Here is an 18,285-nt window from a genome sequence, read left to right as displayed (position 1 = left end):
TAGGGACCCCGTAGCCGTCGTACGGCGGCGGCACCGGCATGTTCCCGGATGCGATAAGCCGCCCCGCAGGTGGGCGAGACGTCGTACTCTCCCCGCGTGCGTCACCCGAACCTGCTCCCCTGGACCCATCGCGACATCACCGCCTTCGGCACGGCGCCGCACCGCGCGCCGCACCGCCTGCACGAGTCGCCCGCCTTCGGTGACGAGGCGCTCGCGGCACTGCTCGACCGCCTGCCGCGGGAGGTCGTGCACCCGTACACGATGGGCGAGGACCCGGCCGACAGCAGCCAGTGGCGGCGCGGCGCCCCCACCGACCTGCCCGGCGCCACCCTGCTCGAGGTCGTCGCCCGCGGCCGGCTGTGGCTGAACCTGGTCGGCGTCAACCGCCACGACCCGCAGCTGCGCGAGACTCGTCACCGAGCCTCTACGACGAGGTCCGTGCCCTGGTCCCGGGCTTCGACCCGCTGGAGGTCAAGGCCACCCTGCTGATCTCCTCGCCCACCGCACTCGTCCACTACCACGCGGACAACCAGCCGAACATGCTCTGGCACCTGCGCGGGCGCAAGCGGGCCTACGTCTACCCGCGCGCGGACCGGTTCGCCTCCCGCGCCGACCTGGAGAAGGTCGTCGCCGGCGCCACCGACGAGGAGCCTGCCCTACGACCTGTCCTACGACCAGCACGCCGAGGTGCTCGACCTCGAGCCGGGCCAGGTCGCCTGGTGGCCGCAGAACAGCCCGCACCGGGTGCAGAACGTCGACGGCCTGAACGTCTCGCTCTCCACCGAGCACTGGACCGCGGAGTCGCTGCGCCGCGAGCACGTCTGGACGGCCAACTACTTCCTGCGCACCGGCGCCGGGCGCACCCCGCGCTCGACCCGCGAGAGCGGCGCCCTGCCGGCCGCCAAGGTCGCCGCGATGCGCCTGGGCCGCCGGGCCGGCGTGCTGACGATCCCGGAGAAGCGCGCACCGCGGCCGAGCTTCCGGATCGACCCGGACGTGCCGAACGGCGTGGGCGCGCTCGCCGGCTGAGGGCACTCAGCGGGGCGCGGTCAGGTCCGCGCCGAACACCAGGGCGTCCCCGCCGTGCACGAACGCCTCGCGCTCCAGGCTCAGCCCGATCTTCGCGGCGACCCGCTGGGAGGGCAGGTTCGCCGGGCGGATGATCGCCACCAGGTGCTCGACGCCGTCCGCCGCGGCGGCGTCGCGCACCGCGGCCGCCGCCTCGGTCGCCAGGCCGCGCCCGCGCAGGTCGGGGTGCACGTGGTAGCCCACCTCGACGTGCGGCTCGTCGTCGACGTGCTGGACGGTGAGCCCGCAGTCCCCGACGAACCGGCCGTCGTGGGTCTCGACCACCCACAGGCCGAAGCCGTGCTCGGCGTAGGCTGCGGCGGGTCCAGGCGATCCAGCGCTCGGCGTCGGCTCGGGTTCGCGGCCGGTGGTCGAGGCGGACCGGGTCGGGCGCGCCGAGGACGAGCGCGACGTCGTCGAGGTCGGCATGGGTCATCTCGCGGAAGCGGAGTCGTGTCGTGGGCGCGGGCAGCACCCGGGAGCGCACCGCCCGCTGCTCGGCGATCTGCCGGATGTCGTGGAGGTGGTGGTGGGCGTCGTGGCCGTTGTTGCGGGCGATGTCCGCCGCGCGCTGCGGTCCGCGCGTCGCGTGCTCCAGCACGACCTGCTCCGCCAGCGCCGCCGTCAGCACCTCGGCCCACCGCTCGGCGGCCTGCTCGGCCGACCACAGCGCCACCTGGAGCGGGATCGCGGGGTAGCCGCGGGCCCGGGCGAGGGCGTCCGGGTCGTAGCCCGCCACCGCCGTCCGCCCGGCCAGGCGTGCGCCCTGGACCCGCTCGGCCCACTGCCGCAGGTTGTCGCCGACGTGGGCGACGTACTCCGCCACGGACCAGCCCTCGAGCCGCTCCTCCCCCGTGCACGAGCCCGCCTCGACCCGGGCCCGGGCCGCGAACTGCCGGACCCCGGCGACGGCCTCGGCCGGGTCGATCGACCACGCGAAGCCGCACGCGCGGCACGGCTCGCCGAACAGGGCGGATCCCCAGAGCTCCACGGGAGCGACCCTAGTCGGCGCCGCGGAGCAGGCTCGCGCTTCATCGAGGGCCGCAGGAGGGCGAGACCGAGCGGCAGCAGCAGGAGGCCGAAGCAGGCCTGCTCGACCTTCATCCACACCGGGTAGCCCGAGTCCGGCGCCACGACCAGCGCGATGATCCCGATCGGCGCGAGCACGGAGACGACCCGGACCCGGGTGAAGGCCGGGCGGTCGGCACGGCCGCGGACCGCACGGACCAGGCTGACCAGCCAGAGCCCGCCGAGGGTGTAGAAGCCCGCCCGCACCCAGACCACCCAGTTGACCTGGTCCGGCGCGACGGCCTCGAGCAGGGCCGCGACGAGCAGGGTGAGCGCGGAGACGGCGGCGAGGACGGCGAAGACGCGGGCGGCGTACCGCATCACCCGGTCGAGCGCGGGGGGGAGGACGGTGGACATGGCGGCTCCTTCTTACTCGGATGGGTAACTATTACTCATCCGAGTAAGAAGGGCAAGGACGTGCTCAGGCGTCCGGCAGGAGGCGGACGATCTGCTTGCCGAAGTTGCCGCCGGTCAGCACCGAGTGGATCGCGGAGACCGCCGACTCCAGGCCCTCGGTCACGGTCTCCTCGATCGGGATGGTGCCGTCCTGGATCAGCGGGACCACGAACTTCTCGTAGCCCTCGCGTGCGTCGAGGTGGTCCTTGACCAGGTAGCCCTCGACCTGGAGCCTGCTTGAGCACCACGTCGTAGAGGTTGGCGGGGGCGGCGGGCGGGTTGTCGCGGTCGTTGTACTGCGCCACCGCGCCCACCCAGGCGATCCGCCCGCCCGGGTCCTTGACGGCGGCGATGGCCGCACCGAGCCTGCTCGCCGCCGACACCCTCCAGGGCGACGTCGAAGCCGGCGTCGGCGTACCGGTCGTGCAGGGAGGTGGTGCGGTAGTTGACGACCTCGTCGAAGGCGCCGGCCGCGAGCAGGCGCTCGGCCTTGTCGTCCGAGCCGGTGCTGCCGGCGACCCTCGCGGCGCCCAGGGCCTTGGCGAGGTGGCCGGCGGTGGAGCCGACCGCGCCACCCGCGGCGGTGATCAGGATGCTCTCGCCCGGCTGCAGCCGCGCGACCCGGGTCAGCCCGACCCAGGCGGTCAGGCCGGTGCCCCCCAGCACCCCGAGGTACGCCGAGAGCGGCACCCCGTCGGCCACGTCGATCACCCGGAAGTCGTCGACCAGGGAGTGGGTGGCGTAGGCCTTGCGGTGGAAGACCAGGGCGCCGGGCGCGACGTCGTCGACCGCCGAGGCGAGCACCCGGCCGATCGTGCGCCCCTCGAGCCTGGTCGTGCAGGTCGAGGTGGCCCTCGTCCATCGCCTCCCGGTGGTAGGGGTCGACCGAGAACAGGACGTTCTCGACGAGGAGCCTGCCCGGCCTCGGGGTCACCGAGGACGAGCCGGCGACCTCGAAGTCGTCGGGGACGGGCAGGCCGACCGGGCGGCGGGCGAGCCTGGAGGCGACGGGCGTCGACCATCAGGAACATCTCCTATCGGGTGGGGACGCGGTCCTCGACCGCGTCGTCGGTGGGGGTGAGCCTGGTCGGGTGTCCACCGGGACACCGCGGGCAGGGCGAGCAGGGTGATCGCGAGGTGCAGGCAGCCACCGACGATCCAGGCCGCGCGCAGGCCCCACAGGTCGCCGACGAAGCCGCCGGCGAGGGCGCCGAGAGGCAGTGCGCCGAAGGCGAGCATCCGGCTGGCACCGCCGACCCGGCCCATCAGCGTGCTGGGGATGAGCCGCTGGCTCAGGCTCTGCGCGACGACGTTCCACACCGACAGCCCGAAGGACCACACGCAGAAGAGCAGGCCGACGAGCAGCGCCGTCCGTCCGAGCGTGCCGATCGCGATCAGGCTGAGCGCGCTCGCGGCCGCCACCAGCGGGATCAGCGTCCTCGGCCCACGGCTGCGGGCGATCCGGCTCGACACCAGGCCGCCGACCACGCCGCCGAGGGCCATCGCGGCGAGCAGCAGGCCGTAGCCCCGGTCGCCCACGCCGAGGTCGCGCTGCGCGAAGAGCACCAGGGTGGACTGGCCCATGAACACGCAGAAGTTGCTGGCCGCCGCGAGCAGCGCGACCACGCGCAGGACCGGGTGCGAGAACAGCCACGCCGCCCCCTCCCGTACGTCGGCCAGGATCGTCACGTCGCCGCGCTCCTCGCGCGAGCGGGCCTCGAACTCGGGCCGGTCCCGCACCGCCAGCACGATGCCGATGGAGATCGCGTACGTGCCCGCCACCACCCACAGCGGCGCGCTGTGCGCCAGCGAGAAGAGCAGCGCGCCGAGCGCCGGACCGGCGAAGTTGCGGCCGATCGTCTCCGCGGTGACGTTGAGGCCGTTGGCCGACTCCAGCGCGCTGCCCGGCACGATCCGCGGGATGATCGCCTTGCTGGAGCCCATGAAGAGGATGTCGCCGGTGCCGAGCACCGGGGCGAGCAGCAGCACCACCTCGATCCGGCCGTGCCCGCTGATCACCACCAGCGCGACGAGCGCGGCGCACACCGCCTGGGCGACCTGCGCGGCCACGATCAGCCGGCGCCGGTTGACGCTGTCGACGATGACGCCGAGTGGCAGCGCGAGCAGCAGCCACGGGAGCTCCAGGCACAGCGAGACCAGCGACACCAGCCGCGGGTCCTCGGTCAGCGAGGTCATCAGCAGCGGCAGCGCCGCCAGCACGATGCCCTCGCCGAGGGTCTGGATCGAGTAGGCGGCGAGGAAGGCGCGGAAGGTCGCTCCGACGTCACGCAGCCGGCCCATCGAGGCGCCTCCCGTCGCTGAGCAGGATCGCGGCCCGCTGCGAGGGCGGGGCCTGGCCGGACTCGGTGACGAAGGGCTCGCCGAAGGCGTGCAGCCGGGCGCCGCCTCCGGCGAACCCGGACTCCGGCAGGTAGTAGATCCCGAGCACCGCCTCGCCCACCCACGGCGTGCCGTCGGCGTGCACGCCGTCCTCGGCGACCGGGACGGCGCGCTGCTGCACGACGGCCGGCACCCCGGAGGCGAGGTGCTCCGCCCAGCGCTCCGCACCGATCTCCCAGCCGGCGACGACTCCCTCGCCGCCGTAGCCCCGGGCGGGCTTGTAGATCAGGCCCGCCCGGTCGGTCAGCAGCCGTTCGCGGCCGGCCTCGCCGACCAGCTCGGTGGGCGGGACCACCCGGGCGACCGCCGCGCGCTCGTCCTCGGTGAGGGCGAGGCGCGCATCGGCGGCGGAGAGCAGGGCCAGGCCCCGCTTGTCGCGGGCCGCTCGGAGGCGAGCGAGGTGAAGATCCCGACGTCCCCGGCGTGCGCCGCACCGACGAGCGCGTGCAGCACCGCGAGAGCGCGCGGGTCGGCCGCGACCTGGTCGAGCGCGAAGATCCGGTAGACGACGTCGATCCGCTCACCCGCGTGCCGCACGCCGCCCGCGCCGACCTCCAGCCCGAGGACGTCGGTCACCACGGCGGGGACTCCGGCGGCGGTGGTTCGGTCGCGCAGCGGGTACCAGGCGGGGCCGTGCTCGGCGAGGCCCACCGGTCCGCCGACGATCGCGATCCGCGGTGTCTCCACCCCCGTCGTACGACGGGCGAAGGAGCGCAGGCTCGGCGGCGAGGTTCTCGATCGGGCTGACCCGGCGCAGGCCGGCCCGGTCCAGGGCGTCGGCCGTCGCGGGCTCGGCCCACCACCCGGCCCCGGCCTGGTCCACCCACTCCAGGCCGCCGGTCTCGCTGGTCGCGTTGAACTCGACCACGGCGATGCCGTCCGCGGTGCGCAGCGCGTCGACCCGCCCGAACAGCGGGTCGGGCAGACCCTCGGCGGCAGCGAGCAGGTCCTGGATCTCGGTGGGGTAGCCCAGGCTCGTCGGCGTAGCCGGCCGCGTCGTGGCCCAGCCGGCGCGGCAGGTCCCGGAGCAGTCCGGCCACCCGCAGCAGGTCGGCACCGAGCGCCTCAACCTCGGCGGCGGGCAGGACGTAGGGGCTGCGCAGGTAGGCGCCGCCGGCGGCGGTCAGCCGCTCGGCGACCGGCTCCGGGAGGCGCAGCGCCGGCCCTTGCCGGCCGACCGCGACCCGGCTGTCGAGGACCGGGCGCACCTTCCCGCTGACCGGGTTGCGCTCCAAGGTGCCCGGTGCGAGCACCTCGACCGCGAAACGGAACACGTCGCGGCCCTCCCCGAAGTGGTCGCGCTCGGCGAACGCCTCGAAGCGGGCGGACAGGTGCTTGCGCAGCCTGCTCGGCCTCGACCTTCGCGGCGGACTCCGCCCTCACCAGCACGCTCTCGGTGCCGTCGACGGTGTCGACGACGACCTGCAGGCTCGGAGACGCCGAAGGGCTGCAGACTCGCCGAGCACCTCGGCGTGGGCGAACGTGCGCGCCTTGACCTTGACGACGCCGTCGGCGCGGCCGAGGTACTCCAGGGTGCGCCCGCTCACCCCGCACGCACAGGTGGTCCGGCCGAGCGCGCCCAGGTCGCCGATGCGGTAGCGGACCAGGGGCTGGTGCAGGCTTCTGCAGGGTCGTGAGCAGGATGTGCCCGGGCACGCCGTCCGGCACCGGCCGGTCCTCCTCGTCGACGACCTCGACGAGGTTGTAGTCGTCGACGAGGTGGTGCGTGCGACCCCGCTGGTGGGGGCACTGGTAGGCGATCTGGGCGCCGTCGTTGGCGGCCAGGATGCTGGAGATCGTCCGCGTGCCCAGGTGGTCGGCCAGCCAGTCGCGGTCGTGCTCGGCCAGCGGCGAGCCGCCGAAGACGATGGTCGGGATGCGCAGGCTCCGGCTCGATCGCGGCGGCGTCGCGCAGCAGCGGGAGCAGCAGGGTGGGCATGCCGACGAGGGCGTCGACCTCGAAGCGGCGCCACAGGTCGACCAGGCTCGGCCGGGGTGACGTGCTGGCCGGTGGTGAAGTTGAGGACGCTCATCCGGGACAAGCTCGCACAGGCTGGTCGTCAGCCCGCCGTAGAGGCTGCCGCCGAAGAGCGTGTTGACCACCCGGTCGCCGGGCTGCAGGCCGACGGCGTAGAGCATCGGGACCGCCTCGGCCACCATCCGTTGCCAGTCACCGCGGCTGTAGGCGATGTAGCGGGGCCGGCCGGTGGAGGCGCCGCTGCGCAGCACCTGGCCGTCGTACCCGCCGGCGACGGTCATCGCCTCGAGGTCGGCCTTGGACTGCACCGGGAAGCCAGTGCCCTCGGCCGGCGGGACCGGCCGGAAGCCCGGGTCACGACGTACCTGCTCGACGAGGAAGCGGAAGCGCGCCGCGACCGACTCCTCCGCGTGCGGGGCGCGGTACTGCTCGTGACCGCCCGGGACGACCTCGGCGTGCAGGAGCGCCCGGGCCCAGGGCGCGAAGCCGAGATCCGCCCAGCGCAGCGGAGCCTCGAACGTGAGCACCTCCGGGCCGGCCTCGTCGGTCGGCCGCACCTCCAGCCCCGGTACGGCGAGCGCCCGGCCCGCCTCGGCCACGCGCTCCCAGCGCTCGGGCCGGTCGGTGTGCACGGTCACCGCGGTCCCGGCGAACCACGCCACGACCAGCGCCCGGAGGAGCGCGCCCTCCTCGCCGCGCACCGCGATCCTCTCGGCCGCGGAGAACAGCACGGTCTCCGGGCCGGAGGTGCGCGGCACGAAGGGGTACTGCGCCGCGCCGCCGGTCAGGTCGTCGAGTGCCTGGAGCACGGCGTCCGTGCTCACCGGGACGCCGAAGTCCGCCGCGAGGGGCAGGGTCGCGGTGAGCGCGTCGAAGGGCTGGAAGGTGGTCATGGGTCAGGCCTCCTGGGGCACGCGCGCGTCGAGGATCCGGTTGAGCGCCGCGACGTGCCGCCCGGCCACGGTCCGCAGGTCGGCGGCGCCGTCGGCGCTGAGCTCGGCGAAGACCGGCACCTCCCACTCCTGGTAGGTCTCCGCGCGCACGCCGTCGGCGTCGTTGGTGAACAGGGCATCGGTGTCGGGGGCGAGCACCTCGGCGACGTAGCGCCGGGCCTCGCGGGTGAGCGGGGTGGCACCGAGCAGGAAGCCGTGGTGCCGTCCGCTCGGGGCCCGCGCGCCGTCGTGGGGCAGGCCGGCCTGGGCGCACAGGCTCGCGCGCGGCGAGGTCCACCCCGGTGCGGCGACGGTGGGCGGTCAGCACGCCGGCGCCGCCGACCCGCTGTCCCGCCTCCAGGAAGACGTAGTCGCCGGGCCCACGCCGGAAGACCTCGACGTGCACCGCGCCCCGGGTGACCCCCAGCGCGTCGAGCGAGGCCTCGGTGAACGCGACGGCCGCCGGCTCGTCGAGCCTGGACGGAGGCGATCACGCGGCCCTGGGCGTACTCCAACGGCGAGCCCAGGCACTCGGCGACCGTCGCCGCCCGCAGCCGTCCGTCCTCGACGAAGCCGTCGACGTGCAGGACGGGGGCGTCGACGTACTCCTCGAGCTCGTCCTCGGCGCCGCGCGCGGCCAGCGCCTCGGCCACGGTGGCGAAGGAGCGCACGCCCGTGCTGCCGGCACCGTCGCGCGGCTTGACGATGGTGGGCCCGGTCCAGGCCGGCGGGTGGAGAGCCGCACCGTCGCTGAAGCGCGGGATGGCCAGGCCCGCGGCCTGCACCGCGCGCTTCATCTCCACCTTGTCGCGCACCCGGGCGATCTGCTGGTCGGTGTGCGCGGGCAACCCGTAGTGGCGGCGGGCCACGGCGCCGGCGTAGTGACCGAACTCGGACAGGCTGACGACCGCGTCCACGGCGGCGGGACCCTGGGCAGGCAGGACTGTCGCGACCTCCTCGGCGAAGGCCCACTCGTCGGCTGCCGCGGCCGGGTCGGCCACCGCGAGTGCCGTGTGCCGCAGGTCCGCGGGGACCTGGGCGAGCGACGCCTCGGTGCCGAGGTAGGTCACCTCGTGCGCGTCGTGGTCGAGCAGGGCGTCGTAGCCGATCTTGCGGAAGGGCACCTGGTGGAGGACGAGGATCCTCATGCCGAGGTCACCGTGAGGAGGGTCGCTCCCCAGGAGAAGCCCAGCCCGCTGGTGAGGTGCAGGGTGTGATCGCCCGGCCGCAGCGCCCCGGTCGCGGTGGCCTCGCCGAGCGCGAGCAGCGTGTCGGCGTTGCCCTGGTGGGCAAGCCGGTCGTAGTGGAAGCGGGAGCGGTCCTCCTCGACACCGAGCGCGGCCAGGGTGCGCTCGTGGGTGGTGCGGTCGCCGTGGTTGAGCAGCACCAGCGCGATGTCGTCGATGCTCAGGCCGGCGCGCGCGAGGACGGACTTGGCGAGGTCGCCGAACGCCTCGACGTACCGCTCCCGCAGGCCGTGGCGTTCCCCGGCCCGCAGCAGCGTGGCCCCGCTCCGGTGCGGCAGGTAGGCGCCGCGGAACTCGTCGACCCAGGCTCGGGTCGGTGGCCGACTCGGCGTCGCGGACCAGGAAGCGGCCCGGCCCCGGCCCGGAGGCCAGCAGCAGGGCAGCCACGCCGTCGCCGTAGTTGAAGAGCCTCGGCCGAGGCCGGGTCGGTGTCGTCGACCAGGCTGCTCAGCCGGTCCTGGAGCAGCACCAGGGTGGTGCCGTGCGGGTGCGCGACGGCGCGGTCCAGAGCGAGCCGGGCCACCAGGGCCAGGGAGTTGCAGAAGTTGCCGACCTCGAAGGCGTGCACCTCGCGCAGACCCGCGGCCCGGGCCACCGCGGCGGCCGGCGACCAGGCCGGGTGGTCCCAGGGACCGGTCCCGGCGACGATCACCGTGTCCACCTCCGCGACCGTCTCCGGGTGCGCGGCACGCAGCAGGCTCGACGGCCTCGGTGCTCAGCCCGAGCAGGCTCTCGCCCGCACCGAGCACCGGGAAGCCCGGGCTCCCCGTCCAGCCCCGGACCTGGTCGGGAGCCAGTCCCGACGCGGCCGCCAGGCTGCTCGACGGTACGACGACCGCGGGGCAGCACGACGGCCGTGTCGACGACCCGCAGCGTGCCCAACGGCTCAGGCACGCTCACGGATGCTGACCCGGTGCACGATCCGCTCGGCACCCTCGGGCAGCCTCGGTCGCCGAGTGGAAGGTGATCCGGGTCTTCCACACGACGATGTCGCCGGTGGTCCAGCGGTGGCGGTAGATCCGCGACTCGTCGGCGAAGTGGTCCTCGATCGCCGCGAACCAGCGCTCGTTGTCGTTGGCGTCGAACTCCTCCACCCGCTCGGTGTAGCCCGCCGAGCCGTAGGCGTAGCGCTTGCCGACGGCGAGGTCGACCGGGGTGAGCGGGTGCACGGCGGGCGGGTACTCCGCGTCGACGGCCGCACGGAACTCCGGCAGGGAGAGCCCGACGTGCTCGGGGCGGAACCGGAAGCGGCGGCTGTGCAGGTGGGTGGCCGTGGCGTCCTCGGCCTTCTCCCGCAGGTCCGCGGGCAGCGCGGCGAGGACGTCGATCGCGCTGGCGAAGAGGGTGTCGCCGTGCCCGTCCGGGACCTGCACGCCCTGGAGCAGGGTGTACTCCGGCGGGTCGGGCAGGTAGACTGGAGTCCTGGTGCCAGAAGTTCCCGACCCGGGCGACCCCGACCGGCTTGCCGTCCTTGACGACGTTGGGTCGATCATCGGCTCCGGGTAGTCCGGGTGGCGGTAGCGGCTGATGTTGAAGGGCACCGGCTGGCCGATCTCGCGGGCGAGCGCGAGCCTGCTGGTCGCTGGTCAGCGGCGTCTGGCGCAGCACGACCAGGTGCGTGTGCGCGAGGGAGTCCTTGATGTCGGCGAGCACGTCCGGCGAGACGAGGTCGGCGGCCTCCAGGCCGCGGTACTCGGTGCCGAAGCCGGGGCGGATCGCCGTCTTGTCGTAGGCGACGGAGCGGAGGGTCATGAGTGGATTCCTTCGGTGAGGACGGCGCGCCCCTCCACGGGGGGATGGAGGCGCAGGGCGGAGTCGAGCGCGGCGACGAAGGCAGCGATCTCGGCGGAGCCTGCGCAGCGGCCCGGGAGCGAGGCGGATGCGCTCGGTGCCCGCGGGCACCGAGGGAGCGTTGATGGGCTGGACGTAGATGCGGTGTGCCGAGAGCAGGGTCCGGGCCACCGCCTTGACGCGTGCGGCGCCGGGCACGAGCACCGGGACGAAGTGCGACTCGTCGTCGAGGAACGGGATGTCCCGCTGGCGCAGCAAGCTGCTTGAGGTAGCCCACGTTGGTGCGGACCCCCTCGCGCAGGTCGGCGCCGACCTCGCCCTGGACCAGGGTGAGCGCGGTGTCCCAGGCCGCCAGGAGCGCCGGCGGCAGCGCGGTGGTGAAGATGAAGCCGGGCGCCGTGGAGCGGAGGTAGTCGATCGCCGGGCGGGGGCCGACGACATAGCCCCCGACGCTCCCCAGCGCCTTGCCGGCCACCGCCTGGACGAACGTCGCCCGGGTCTCGCCCAGGCTCGGCGAGCAGGCCCGCGCCCTGCGGGCCGCGCATGCCGACGGCGTGCGTCTCGTCGACGTACGTCATGGCGCCGAGGCTCCTCGGCCAGGTCGCACACCTCGCGCAGCGGCCCGCAGTCGGCGTCCATGGAGTAGATCGACTCGAGCACGATCAGGCTTCGGCCGGCCCGGGTCGGTCTCCTCCAGCAGCCGGCGCAGGTGGTCGACGTCGTTGTGCTCGAAGATCCGGGTCTCGCCGTGGCCGCGGATGCCCTCGATGAGGGAGCGGTGGTTGAGACGGTCGGAGTAGACGACCAGGTCCGGCATCGCGCGGCGCAGCGTGGTCAGCGTCTCCACGTTGGCGACGTAGCCGCTGCTGAACAACAGGCCCGCCTCCTTGCCGTGCCAGCGCGCGAGCCGGGACTCCACCTGCTGGTGCAGCGGGCTGGTCCCGGAGATGTTGCGCGAGCCGCCGGAGCCGACGCCGTGCGCGCGCAGGTAGCCGATCGCCGCCTCGACGACGGCGGGGTGCTGGCTCAGGCCGAGGTAGTCGTTGCTGCACCACACCGCGATCTCGGTCTCGCCGAACTCGGCCCGTCCGGGCGCGTCGACGAGGTTGTCGCTGGCGAGGAAGGTGCGGTAGGCTGCCCGACTCGACGATGTCGCGCAGGGCCCCGGAGGTGACGTCGAGCAGCAGGTCCGCGGCGCTCGCGACCTCCCGCGTGATGACGCTCATCCGCGCGGCGCGGCCGGCGGCACGACCCAGTTGCCCTCGCCGGCCACGACGTGCGGGGAGTCCTTCGTCCCCACGTCATGTGCACCGAGCACTCCCACGGCGGCGAGCACCGCCGCCACCGTCATCGCTCCCACCGCATGCTTCATGACCAGCAACCCCCCGAAGTGTCCCTGCTGATAAGATTGACTGGAAGATTTACATATATGACTGGCTTAGTCAACTTTACGACTGGGCCGGTCATGCAGGGCGCAAGGAGCAGGGCATGCAGGACTTCGGGGAACAAGCTGCGATCGCTACGACGCCGCCGTGGGCTCTCACAGGCGGAGGCTCGGCGCCGGGCAGTACTCCGCCAGCCTACATCTCCCACCTGGAGAGCGGCCGCCGGCAGCCCTCGCCCGAGCCTGGTCGCCTTCCTCGCCGGTCGCCTGGAGGTCACCGGCGAGGAGCCTGACCGGGATCGCGCCCCAGGCCTACGCCGATGCCACGGGTGCCGCGCTGGCGACACTCGCCGAGCCTGCGCATCCTCGAGGCCCGCGACCTGCACGACCACCGCCGCGCCGCGCAGGCCGCCGATCGCTTCCTGCTCCCCTCCACCCGCGAGCAGGCCGACCCGTGGTGGGCGGCGACCTACGTCAAGGCAGAGGCGCTGCTCGCCGCCGAGGACTACGCCGCGTGCCGGATGAGCGTCACGGCGCTCCTCGACCACCCGCTCACCGCGCTCTCCCCGGGCCTGCGCGCCCGCGCGCTCGTCGTCGGCTCCCGTGCCCTGCGTGCCGACGGCGCGCTCGGCCCCGCCCGGGAGCAGGCCACGGCCGCCGTCCGGGCCGCGCTGGACTCCGGCGAGGCGGAGCAGGTCGTCGGTGCGCTCCGGGTCGAGGTCGCCGCCTGCGCGGAGCCTCGGTCTCGTCGACGAGGCCACCGAGGCTCGCCGCGCGCCTGGTCCGAGCCCGCGCGCGCCTCGAGCCCGGTCACCTCACCGGTCTCGCCGCATGGACGGTCGGCAACGTCGCGTTCCTGCGCCACGACATCGAGGAGGGCGTGCGCGAGCACACCGCGGCCGCTCAGCAGCCTGCGACCCGCCGTCGACCTGCGGGCCTGGGCGCGCTTCCACAAGGCGTCGGCCGCCATGCGACTGGCCGCCGGCGCCACCGAGGCGGTGGACACGCTCATCGAGACCGCCGGCCACGCGCTCGCCCTGGTCGGCAACACCAGCGACCGCGCCGAGCCTGGGTCTGCTGAAGGCCGAGCGGGTCGTCGACACGGACCCGGCCCGGGCCAGCGCCCTCGTCGAGGCCGCCCTCGCCAGCACCGCGCTGCCCGCCCACACCCGCGGCGAGGCGCACGTGCTGCGCGCGCGGGCCCACACCAACGCCGGTGAGCCGGAGGCAGCACGCCGCGCGCTCGTCGAGGCCGCACAGGCCTTCGAGTCGGCCGGCGCGGACCGGCGGGCCGCGGAGATCTGGCGTCGACTCGCGGGGGTCGGCGAGCTCGCCTGAGCCCGTTCGGCGAGCACCTCGTCCGTGCTGAGCACCCGGGCGAAGCCACCGCCGTGCAGGTTCGTCGCGGTCACCTGCACCAGGGTGCGCGCCGGGACGACGGAGCCGTCCGGCCCGGTCAGGTCGAAGGTCCGGGTCGCGTCCAGCGCGACGACCACCTCGAAGCCGAGGTTGCCGCCGACCCGCGCGGTGGTCTCCACGCACATGTTCGTCTGGATGCCGCACACCACGATCCGGCCGACGCCCTCGGCACGCAGCCAGTCCTCGAGGTCCGGCGTGCCGTGGAAGGAGGAGTTCACCGACTTGGTCACCAGCAACGCCGGGCGCACCGCGGCGACGGCGGGGAGCAGGGCGTTGCCCGGCTCGCCGGCGCGCAGCGGCGACCCCGGCTGCTCGCTGTCGTGGCGCACGACCACCACCGGGTCACGGCTGTGCTCCCACGCCGCCAGCAGCCGCTCGACGTTCCGCTCGCACCCCGGGTGGTTGGTGGTCGGCCCCCAGACCGGGTCGCCGAAGCCCTCCTGCACGTCCACGACCACCAGGGCCGTCCTCGTCTCGCTCGTCGGGTGCTCAGTCGTCGGGTGCTCGGTCGTCATGCGCTCAGTCCAGCGCACCCCTTCCACGCGAGCCAGTGGCCAGAACGTCAGGTATCGATAAGATCGCGCCATGACTGTCGTCGGCATCCTGGTCGGCCCCGGACGCCGCGCGTTCGACATCGCCGTCGTCCGCGAGGTCTACGACGACCGCTCCGACCGCGGCGTGCCCCGCGCCGACGTCCGGCTGCTGGCCGCCGAACCGGTCACCGACCTCGACCCGGTGCACGCGCTGCGCCGTACCCATCCGCTGGGCGCGGTCACCGGCCTGGACCTGCTGGTGGTGCCCGGCAGCGAGCACCCGCTCGCCGCGCCGAGCCCGGCCGAGGTGGCGGCCGTCGCAGCGGGCGCCGCGGCCGGCGTGCGGGTCGCGTCGCTGTGCACCGGCGCGTTCACCCTCGCCGCCGCGGGCCTGCTCGACGGCCGGGCCGCGACCACGCACTGGCGCTTCGCGGACGAGCCTGGCGCGACGGCACCCGGCGGTCGCCGTGCGCCCGCGCGACCTGTACTGCGGAGGCGACGGCGTGTGGACCTCGGCCGGCGTCACCGCCGGGATCGACCTCCTGCTCCACCTGGTCCGCGCGGACTGGGGCGCCCACGCCGCCGAGCAGGTCGCCCGCTCGATGGTCACCCCGGTCTTCCGGCCCGGCTCCCAGGCGCAGTACGCCGACACGGGCATCCCCACCGGCACGGCACCCACCGTCGAGCGGCTCCAGCTCGACGTCGTCGCCGCTCTCGACCGGCGCTGGAGCGTCGCCGACCTCGCGGCCGCGTGCGCGCTGTCGCCGCGCACCTTCCACCGCTGGTTCGCCACGCACGTCGGTGTCCCGCCGCTCACCTGGCTCAACGACCTGCGGGTCCGCGAGGCGCAGCGGCTCCTCGAGCAGACCGACCTGCCCGTGCGCGCCGTCGCCCACGCGGTCGGCTACGCCTCCGACGACCTGCTCCGCAAGCACCTCACCCGCCGCCTCGGCACGACGCCGAGCGGGCACCGCGCCGAGTTTCGTCGGGCGCGCTGAGGAAGGGGCGCTCAGGCGGCGAAGGCGTCGATGGCGGCCGCCAGGTCGTCCCCGGTCCGCCCCTGCTGCAGCGCGCTGAGCCACGCCGCCTGCGCGGGGAGCGCGCCCTCGTCCGCGGCGAGGGCGACACCGACGAGGTCGTGCCCGGGAAGGAGCAGCCACGCGGCGCGGTAGCCGGGCAGCCGGCCGTTGAGGTACAGCCTGCCCCGACGGTCCCACCGCCCAGCCCAGCCCGTAGCGCTGCGGGTCCGCCGGGGCGGTGCGCACCTTCGCGACCTCGGCCAGCAGGTCCGGCTCGCCGAGCAGCCGCTCGCCGGCGGTGAGCAGGTCGGCCGCCGTCGAGCACAGGCCGCCGCTGGGCCGGCGCCCGCGCGGGTACGCCGCCACGCCGGCGGACGGCGCGAAGGTCGTCGCGTCGAGGCCCCACGGCCCCAGCACCAGGCCGGCCAGCGCGTCCTCGTAGGTGCCGCCCGTCAGGGCAGCGAGGACCGCACCGGCCAGGAAGTAGTTGCCGTTGTAGTACTCCCAGCGCTGCCCGGGCGAGCGCACGCTCCCCGCGCGCACGACGAGCCGTGCCGTCTCCCGCAGCGCTCCGTCACCCTCGCCGAGCGCGGCGACCTCGGCGGCGCTGACCGAGGGCGCCAGCCCGGCGGTCTGCGCCAGGAGGTCCGCGACGGTGATCGTCCGCTCCGCCGCCCAGTCGTCCGCGAGCTCCGGCAGCACGGCGAGCACCGGCGTGTCGAGCGCGACCCCGGCACGGCGGCAGGCCAGGACCGTGGCGAGGGCCGTGAACGGCTTGGTCAGCGAGGCGATCCGGTACGGCGTGCCCTCGCCCGTCGTACCGGTCGGCTCGAGGCGGCGCACGCCGCCATCGCTGGATGCCAGGACGCTCATGGCGTGGCCAGCCCCATCACCACCACGTCCGGTGCTTCCTCCCCCAGCGCCTCGCGCAGCCAGCCCGGCCGGAGCCGCATCACCTCGCGCCAGCCCGCGGCGTCGTACAGGCGGCGGGCGGAGGGGTGGAGCGCCAGCACCTCCAGGCACGGTCGGCGCCGACGCGCCACCATGTCCGCGACGGCCGTGGCGAGGAGTCTGTCTGCCCACGCCCGTACGACGCGCCGGGAGCCCCACGAAGAACGCGCTCACCCAGGCCAGGTCGCCGACGGCGCAGCCGTGGAAGGCGGCGCACGCCCGGTTCGCCGCCTCGGCGTCCACGGCGGGGCCGATCCAGCAGATCTGACCGACCGGGCGGCCGTCGAGGCTCCGCGGTCCACGCCCCGAGCGCGTCGCCGGTGTGGAGGAAGTCCTCGACGGGGATCGGCAGCGGGTCCCGGACCGGATAGCGCGACGTCGGCTGCTGCTCCCACAGCGCCTCCGCCAGCGCGGGCAGGTCGTCGGGGCGGCGCGGCCGCACCACCATCGCGCTCATCCCGGCACCCGCCCGGTGTCGTGGGCCCACATCGCGATCTCGACCCGGTTCCGGGCGCCGAGCCTTGGTCAGCAGGCTCGCCACGTGGCTCTTGACCGTCGTCAGGCTCACGAACAGACTCGGCGGCGATCTCGGCGTTCGTGCGACCGACCGCGACCAGCGTCAGCACCTCCTCCTCGCGAGGGGTGAGCGGCTGGACCGGCGGCGCACCACGTCCCGGCGCCGCCCCCGCGGCGAGGGTCGCCAGGAGCCGGCGGGTGACGTTCGGCGCGATCAGCGCGTCGCCCGCGGCGGCGGCGTGGACGGCCTGCACCAGCAGACTCCGGGCCGGCGTCCTTGAGCAGGAAGCCGCGGGCGCCGGCGCGCAGGGCACCGTGGACGTACTCGTCCAGGTCGAACGTCGTGATCACCACCACCGCGATCGGGTCGGCCACGTCCCGACCGGCGAGCAGACTCGGTCACCTCGATGCCGTCCAGGCCGGGCATCCGGATGTCGACCAGGCAGACGTCGGGCCGCAGCCGCCGGGCCAGGCTCGACGGCGGCCCGGCCGTCGGCGGCCTGGCCGACCACCTCGATGCCGGGCTGGTCGTCGAGGATCATCGCCAGGCCGGTGCGGACCAGGTCCTGGTCGTCGGCCACGAGCACCCGCACCGTCATCGGCGTACCTCCGTCGGCAGGCTCGGCGTCGACCGCCCACCCACCCTCGGGCCCCGGCCCCGCGTGCAGGGTGCCGCCGAGCAGCCTTCACCCGCTCGGCCATCCCCAGCAGCCCGAAGCCGTGCGCGGCCGGTCGAGTAGCGCCGCCCCGGCCGTCGTCGGTCACGCGCAGGCACAGCCGTCCCGCGCCTTCGGCGACGCGGATCTCCACGCGCGAGGCGCCGCGCGCGTGCCGCAGCGCGTTGGTCAGCGCCTCCTGCGCCATGCGGTACGCCGCCGCGTCGACCTGGGGCGCGATGCCGGCCAGGTCGCCGGTCGACTCGACCTCGACGACCGGAGCCGGGTCGCGGCGGGCGAAGGAGACGAGGTCCGCGACGCCGGGCTGCGGGCCGTACGTCGCCGGCGCCCCCTCGCGCAGCACCCGGACCATCGTCCGCATCTCCGCGAGGGTCCGCGACGCCTCGCCCTCGATCGCGGCCAGGGCCTCGAGCGCCGCCTCGGGACGCTTCCGGCCGATCGTCCGGCCGGTCTGCGCCTGCACAGCGATCGCCGAGACGTGGTGGGCGACCGAGTCGTGGAGGTCGCGCGCGAGCCCGACCCGCTCCGCGCTGCGGATCTGGTCGTGGGCCCGGCGCCGGCTCTCCGCGCGGTAGCGCAGGGCCGCGCCGCCGGCGACCACCGCCACCAGCACGGCGAGCCCGCCGAAGAGCCTCGGCCGGGCCGGTGTAGTCGGTCGCGACACTGACCGCGGTGGCGAGCCCGGCCACCACCAGGCCGATCACGATCTCGCGTCCCGAGCCCCAGCGGACCAGCGCGTGCACGAGCACGAGGACGACGATCGTCGTGGCCGACCCGGCCCCGGCCAGGACCAGCGCCGTCGCGGTGCCGAAGCCCAGCACGACGCACGCCAACGGGTGGGAACGACGCCACAGCAGCACCGGCGCGAGCGCCACGGCGACGATCGTCGTCACCGGACGCCAGGTG

Annotated in this window: 22 protein-coding genes and 3 pseudogenes; 3 read left to right on the top strand and 22 right to left on the bottom strand. The window is 74.9% G+C overall.

The window, feature by feature from the left end; translation table 11 throughout:
* Positions 1–96 precede the first annotated feature (96 nt).
* Both G5V59_RS22355 and G5V59_RS22350 read left to right on the top strand, forming a co-directional pair.
* Complete coding sequence (locus G5V59_RS22355) at positions 97–489, top strand: hypothetical protein (protein ID WP_278257912.1); 393 nt, start codon at positions 97–99, stop codon at positions 487–489.
* Between the two features lie 198 nt (positions 490–687).
* On the top strand, positions 688–1,029 hold the full coding sequence (locus tag G5V59_RS22350) for a hypothetical protein (RefSeq protein WP_278257911.1): 342 nt from the start codon (positions 688–690) through the stop codon (positions 1,027–1,029).
* Between the two features lie 6 nt (positions 1,030–1,035).
* Here the strand turns inward: G5V59_RS22350 and G5V59_RS22345 are convergent, their stop codons facing one another.
* From G5V59_RS22345 to G5V59_RS22275, 15 genes are all read right to left on the bottom strand, one after another.
* Positions 1,036–1,497 carry a GNAT family N-acetyltransferase gene (locus G5V59_RS22345; RefSeq protein WP_278257910.1) on the bottom strand — a complete coding sequence of 154 codons (462 nt, stop codon included), beginning with the start codon at positions 1,495–1,497 and terminating at the stop codon, positions 1,036–1,038.
* Positions 1,498–1,692: 195 nt separating this feature from the next.
* Entirely contained in the window at positions 1,693–2,493 is an 801-nt protein-coding gene (locus G5V59_RS22340; RefSeq protein WP_278257909.1) for a hypothetical protein, read from the bottom strand.
* A gap of 64 nt (positions 2,494–2,557) precedes the next feature.
* The gene (locus G5V59_RS22335) at positions 2,558–2,701 is read right to left on the bottom strand and encodes a hypothetical protein (RefSeq protein ID WP_278257908.1); all 144 of its coding nucleotides are present in this window, start codon (positions 2,699–2,701) and stop codon (positions 2,558–2,560) included.
* Entirely contained in the window at positions 2,689–3,336 is a 648-nt protein-coding gene (locus tag G5V59_RS22330; RefSeq protein ID WP_278257907.1) for a zinc-binding dehydrogenase, read from the bottom strand. The genes G5V59_RS22335 and G5V59_RS22330 overlap by 13 nt, the downstream gene beginning before the upstream one ends.
* A gap of 126 nt (positions 3,337–3,462) precedes the next feature.
* A complete protein-coding gene (locus G5V59_RS22325; protein ID WP_278257906.1) occupies positions 3,463–4,833 on the bottom strand; it encodes an MFS transporter in 1,371 nt (456 codons plus the stop codon).
* Entirely contained in the window at positions 4,817–5,227 is a 411-nt protein-coding gene (locus G5V59_RS22320; RefSeq protein ID WP_278257905.1) for a hypothetical protein, read from the bottom strand. The genes G5V59_RS22325 and G5V59_RS22320 overlap by 17 nt, the downstream gene beginning before the upstream one ends.
* Positions 5,176–5,508 carry a hypothetical protein gene (locus G5V59_RS22315; RefSeq protein ID WP_278257904.1) on the bottom strand — a complete coding sequence of 111 codons (333 nt, stop codon included), beginning with the start codon at positions 5,506–5,508 and terminating at the stop codon, positions 5,176–5,178. Before G5V59_RS22315 ends, G5V59_RS22320 begins: the two co-directional genes overlap by 52 nt.
* A complete protein-coding gene (locus G5V59_RS22310; RefSeq protein ID WP_278257903.1) occupies positions 5,453–5,989 on the bottom strand; it encodes a hypothetical protein in 537 nt (178 codons plus the stop codon). Before G5V59_RS22310 ends, G5V59_RS22315 begins: the two co-directional genes overlap by 56 nt.
* Before the next feature lie 8 nt (positions 5,990–5,997).
* Positions 5,998–7,803 carry a hypothetical protein gene (locus G5V59_RS22305; RefSeq protein WP_278257902.1) on the bottom strand — a complete coding sequence of 602 codons (1,806 nt, stop codon included), beginning with the start codon at positions 7,801–7,803 and terminating at the stop codon, positions 5,998–6,000.
* A complete protein-coding gene (locus G5V59_RS22300) occupies positions 7,800–8,990 on the bottom strand; it encodes a hypothetical protein (RefSeq protein WP_278257901.1) in 1,191 nt (396 codons plus the stop codon). The genes G5V59_RS22305 and G5V59_RS22300 overlap by 4 nt, the downstream gene beginning before the upstream one ends.
* Positions 8,987–9,838 carry a 3-oxoacyl-[acyl-carrier-protein] synthase III C-terminal domain-containing protein gene (locus G5V59_RS22295; protein ID WP_278257900.1) on the bottom strand — a complete coding sequence of 284 codons (852 nt, stop codon included), beginning with the start codon at positions 9,836–9,838 and terminating at the stop codon, positions 8,987–8,989. The genes G5V59_RS22300 and G5V59_RS22295 overlap by 4 nt, the downstream gene beginning before the upstream one ends.
* Entirely contained in the window at positions 9,738–10,841 is a 1,104-nt protein-coding gene (locus tag G5V59_RS22290; protein WP_278257899.1) for a hypothetical protein, read from the bottom strand. Before G5V59_RS22290 ends, G5V59_RS22295 begins: the two co-directional genes overlap by 101 nt.
* On the bottom strand, positions 10,838–11,458 hold the full coding sequence (locus G5V59_RS22285; RefSeq protein ID WP_278257898.1) for a hypothetical protein: 621 nt from the start codon (positions 11,456–11,458) through the stop codon (positions 10,838–10,840). Before G5V59_RS22285 ends, G5V59_RS22290 begins: the two co-directional genes overlap by 4 nt.
* Entirely contained in the window at positions 11,455–11,937 is a 483-nt protein-coding gene (locus G5V59_RS22280) for an aminotransferase class I/II-fold pyridoxal phosphate-dependent enzyme (RefSeq protein WP_278257897.1), read from the bottom strand. The genes G5V59_RS22285 and G5V59_RS22280 overlap by 4 nt, the downstream gene beginning before the upstream one ends.
* Positions 11,938–12,102: 165 nt before the next feature.
* On the bottom strand, positions 12,103–12,231 hold the full coding sequence (locus G5V59_RS22275; RefSeq protein ID WP_278257896.1) for a hypothetical protein: 129 nt from the start codon (positions 12,229–12,231) through the stop codon (positions 12,103–12,105).
* Positions 12,232–12,368: 137 nt separating this feature from the next.
* Here G5V59_RS22275 and G5V59_RS37435 point away from each other — a divergent pair, with 137 nt between their 5' ends.
* Positions 12,369–12,557, top strand: a complete 189-nt coding sequence (locus G5V59_RS37435; protein WP_341351005.1) for a hypothetical protein — start codon at positions 12,369–12,371, stop codon at positions 12,555–12,557.
* A 212-nt stretch (positions 12,558–12,769) separates the two neighbouring features.
* On the opposite strand, the gene G5V59_RS37430 is transcribed toward G5V59_RS37435, so the two are convergent.
* From G5V59_RS37430 to G5V59_RS37420, 7 genes and pseudogenes are all read right to left on the bottom strand, one after another.
* Positions 12,770–13,078 (bottom strand): hypothetical protein, encoded by a 309-nt coding sequence (locus G5V59_RS37430; RefSeq protein ID WP_341351004.1) that lies wholly within the window; start codon positions 13,076–13,078, stop codon positions 12,770–12,772.
* Between the two features lie 194 nt (positions 13,079–13,272).
* Positions 13,273–13,827, bottom strand: coding sequence for a hypothetical protein (locus G5V59_RS22265; RefSeq protein ID WP_278257894.1), 555 nt, complete (start codon positions 13,825–13,827; stop codon positions 13,273–13,275).
* A pseudogene (locus G5V59_RS37425) lies at positions 13,767–14,198 on the bottom strand (isochorismatase family protein); the annotation flags it as partial. The pseudogene G5V59_RS37425 and the gene G5V59_RS22265, both read right to left, overlap by 61 nt.
* Before the next feature lie 4 nt (positions 14,199–14,202).
* On the bottom strand, positions 14,203–14,496 hold the full coding sequence (locus G5V59_RS22260) for a hypothetical protein (RefSeq protein ID WP_278257893.1): 294 nt from the start codon (positions 14,494–14,496) through the stop codon (positions 14,203–14,205).
* Positions 14,497–14,587: 91 nt separating this feature from the next.
* A complete protein-coding gene (locus tag G5V59_RS22255) occupies positions 14,588–16,078 on the bottom strand; it encodes a serine hydrolase domain-containing protein (RefSeq protein ID WP_341351286.1) in 1,491 nt (496 codons plus the stop codon).
* A gap of 561 nt (positions 16,079–16,639) precedes the next feature.
* Positions 16,640–17,301: pseudogene (locus G5V59_RS22250) on the bottom strand (response regulator transcription factor).
* A 187-nt stretch (positions 17,302–17,488) separates the two neighbouring features.
* Positions 17,489–17,980: pseudogene (locus G5V59_RS37420) on the bottom strand (histidine kinase); the annotation flags it as partial.
* Positions 17,981–18,285 lie beyond the last annotated feature (305 nt).

Source organism: Nocardioides convexus, assembly GCF_011090295.1.
The sequence above is the reverse complement of the archived record's forward strand: the minus strand, read 5'-3'. Positions and strand labels throughout refer to the sequence as shown.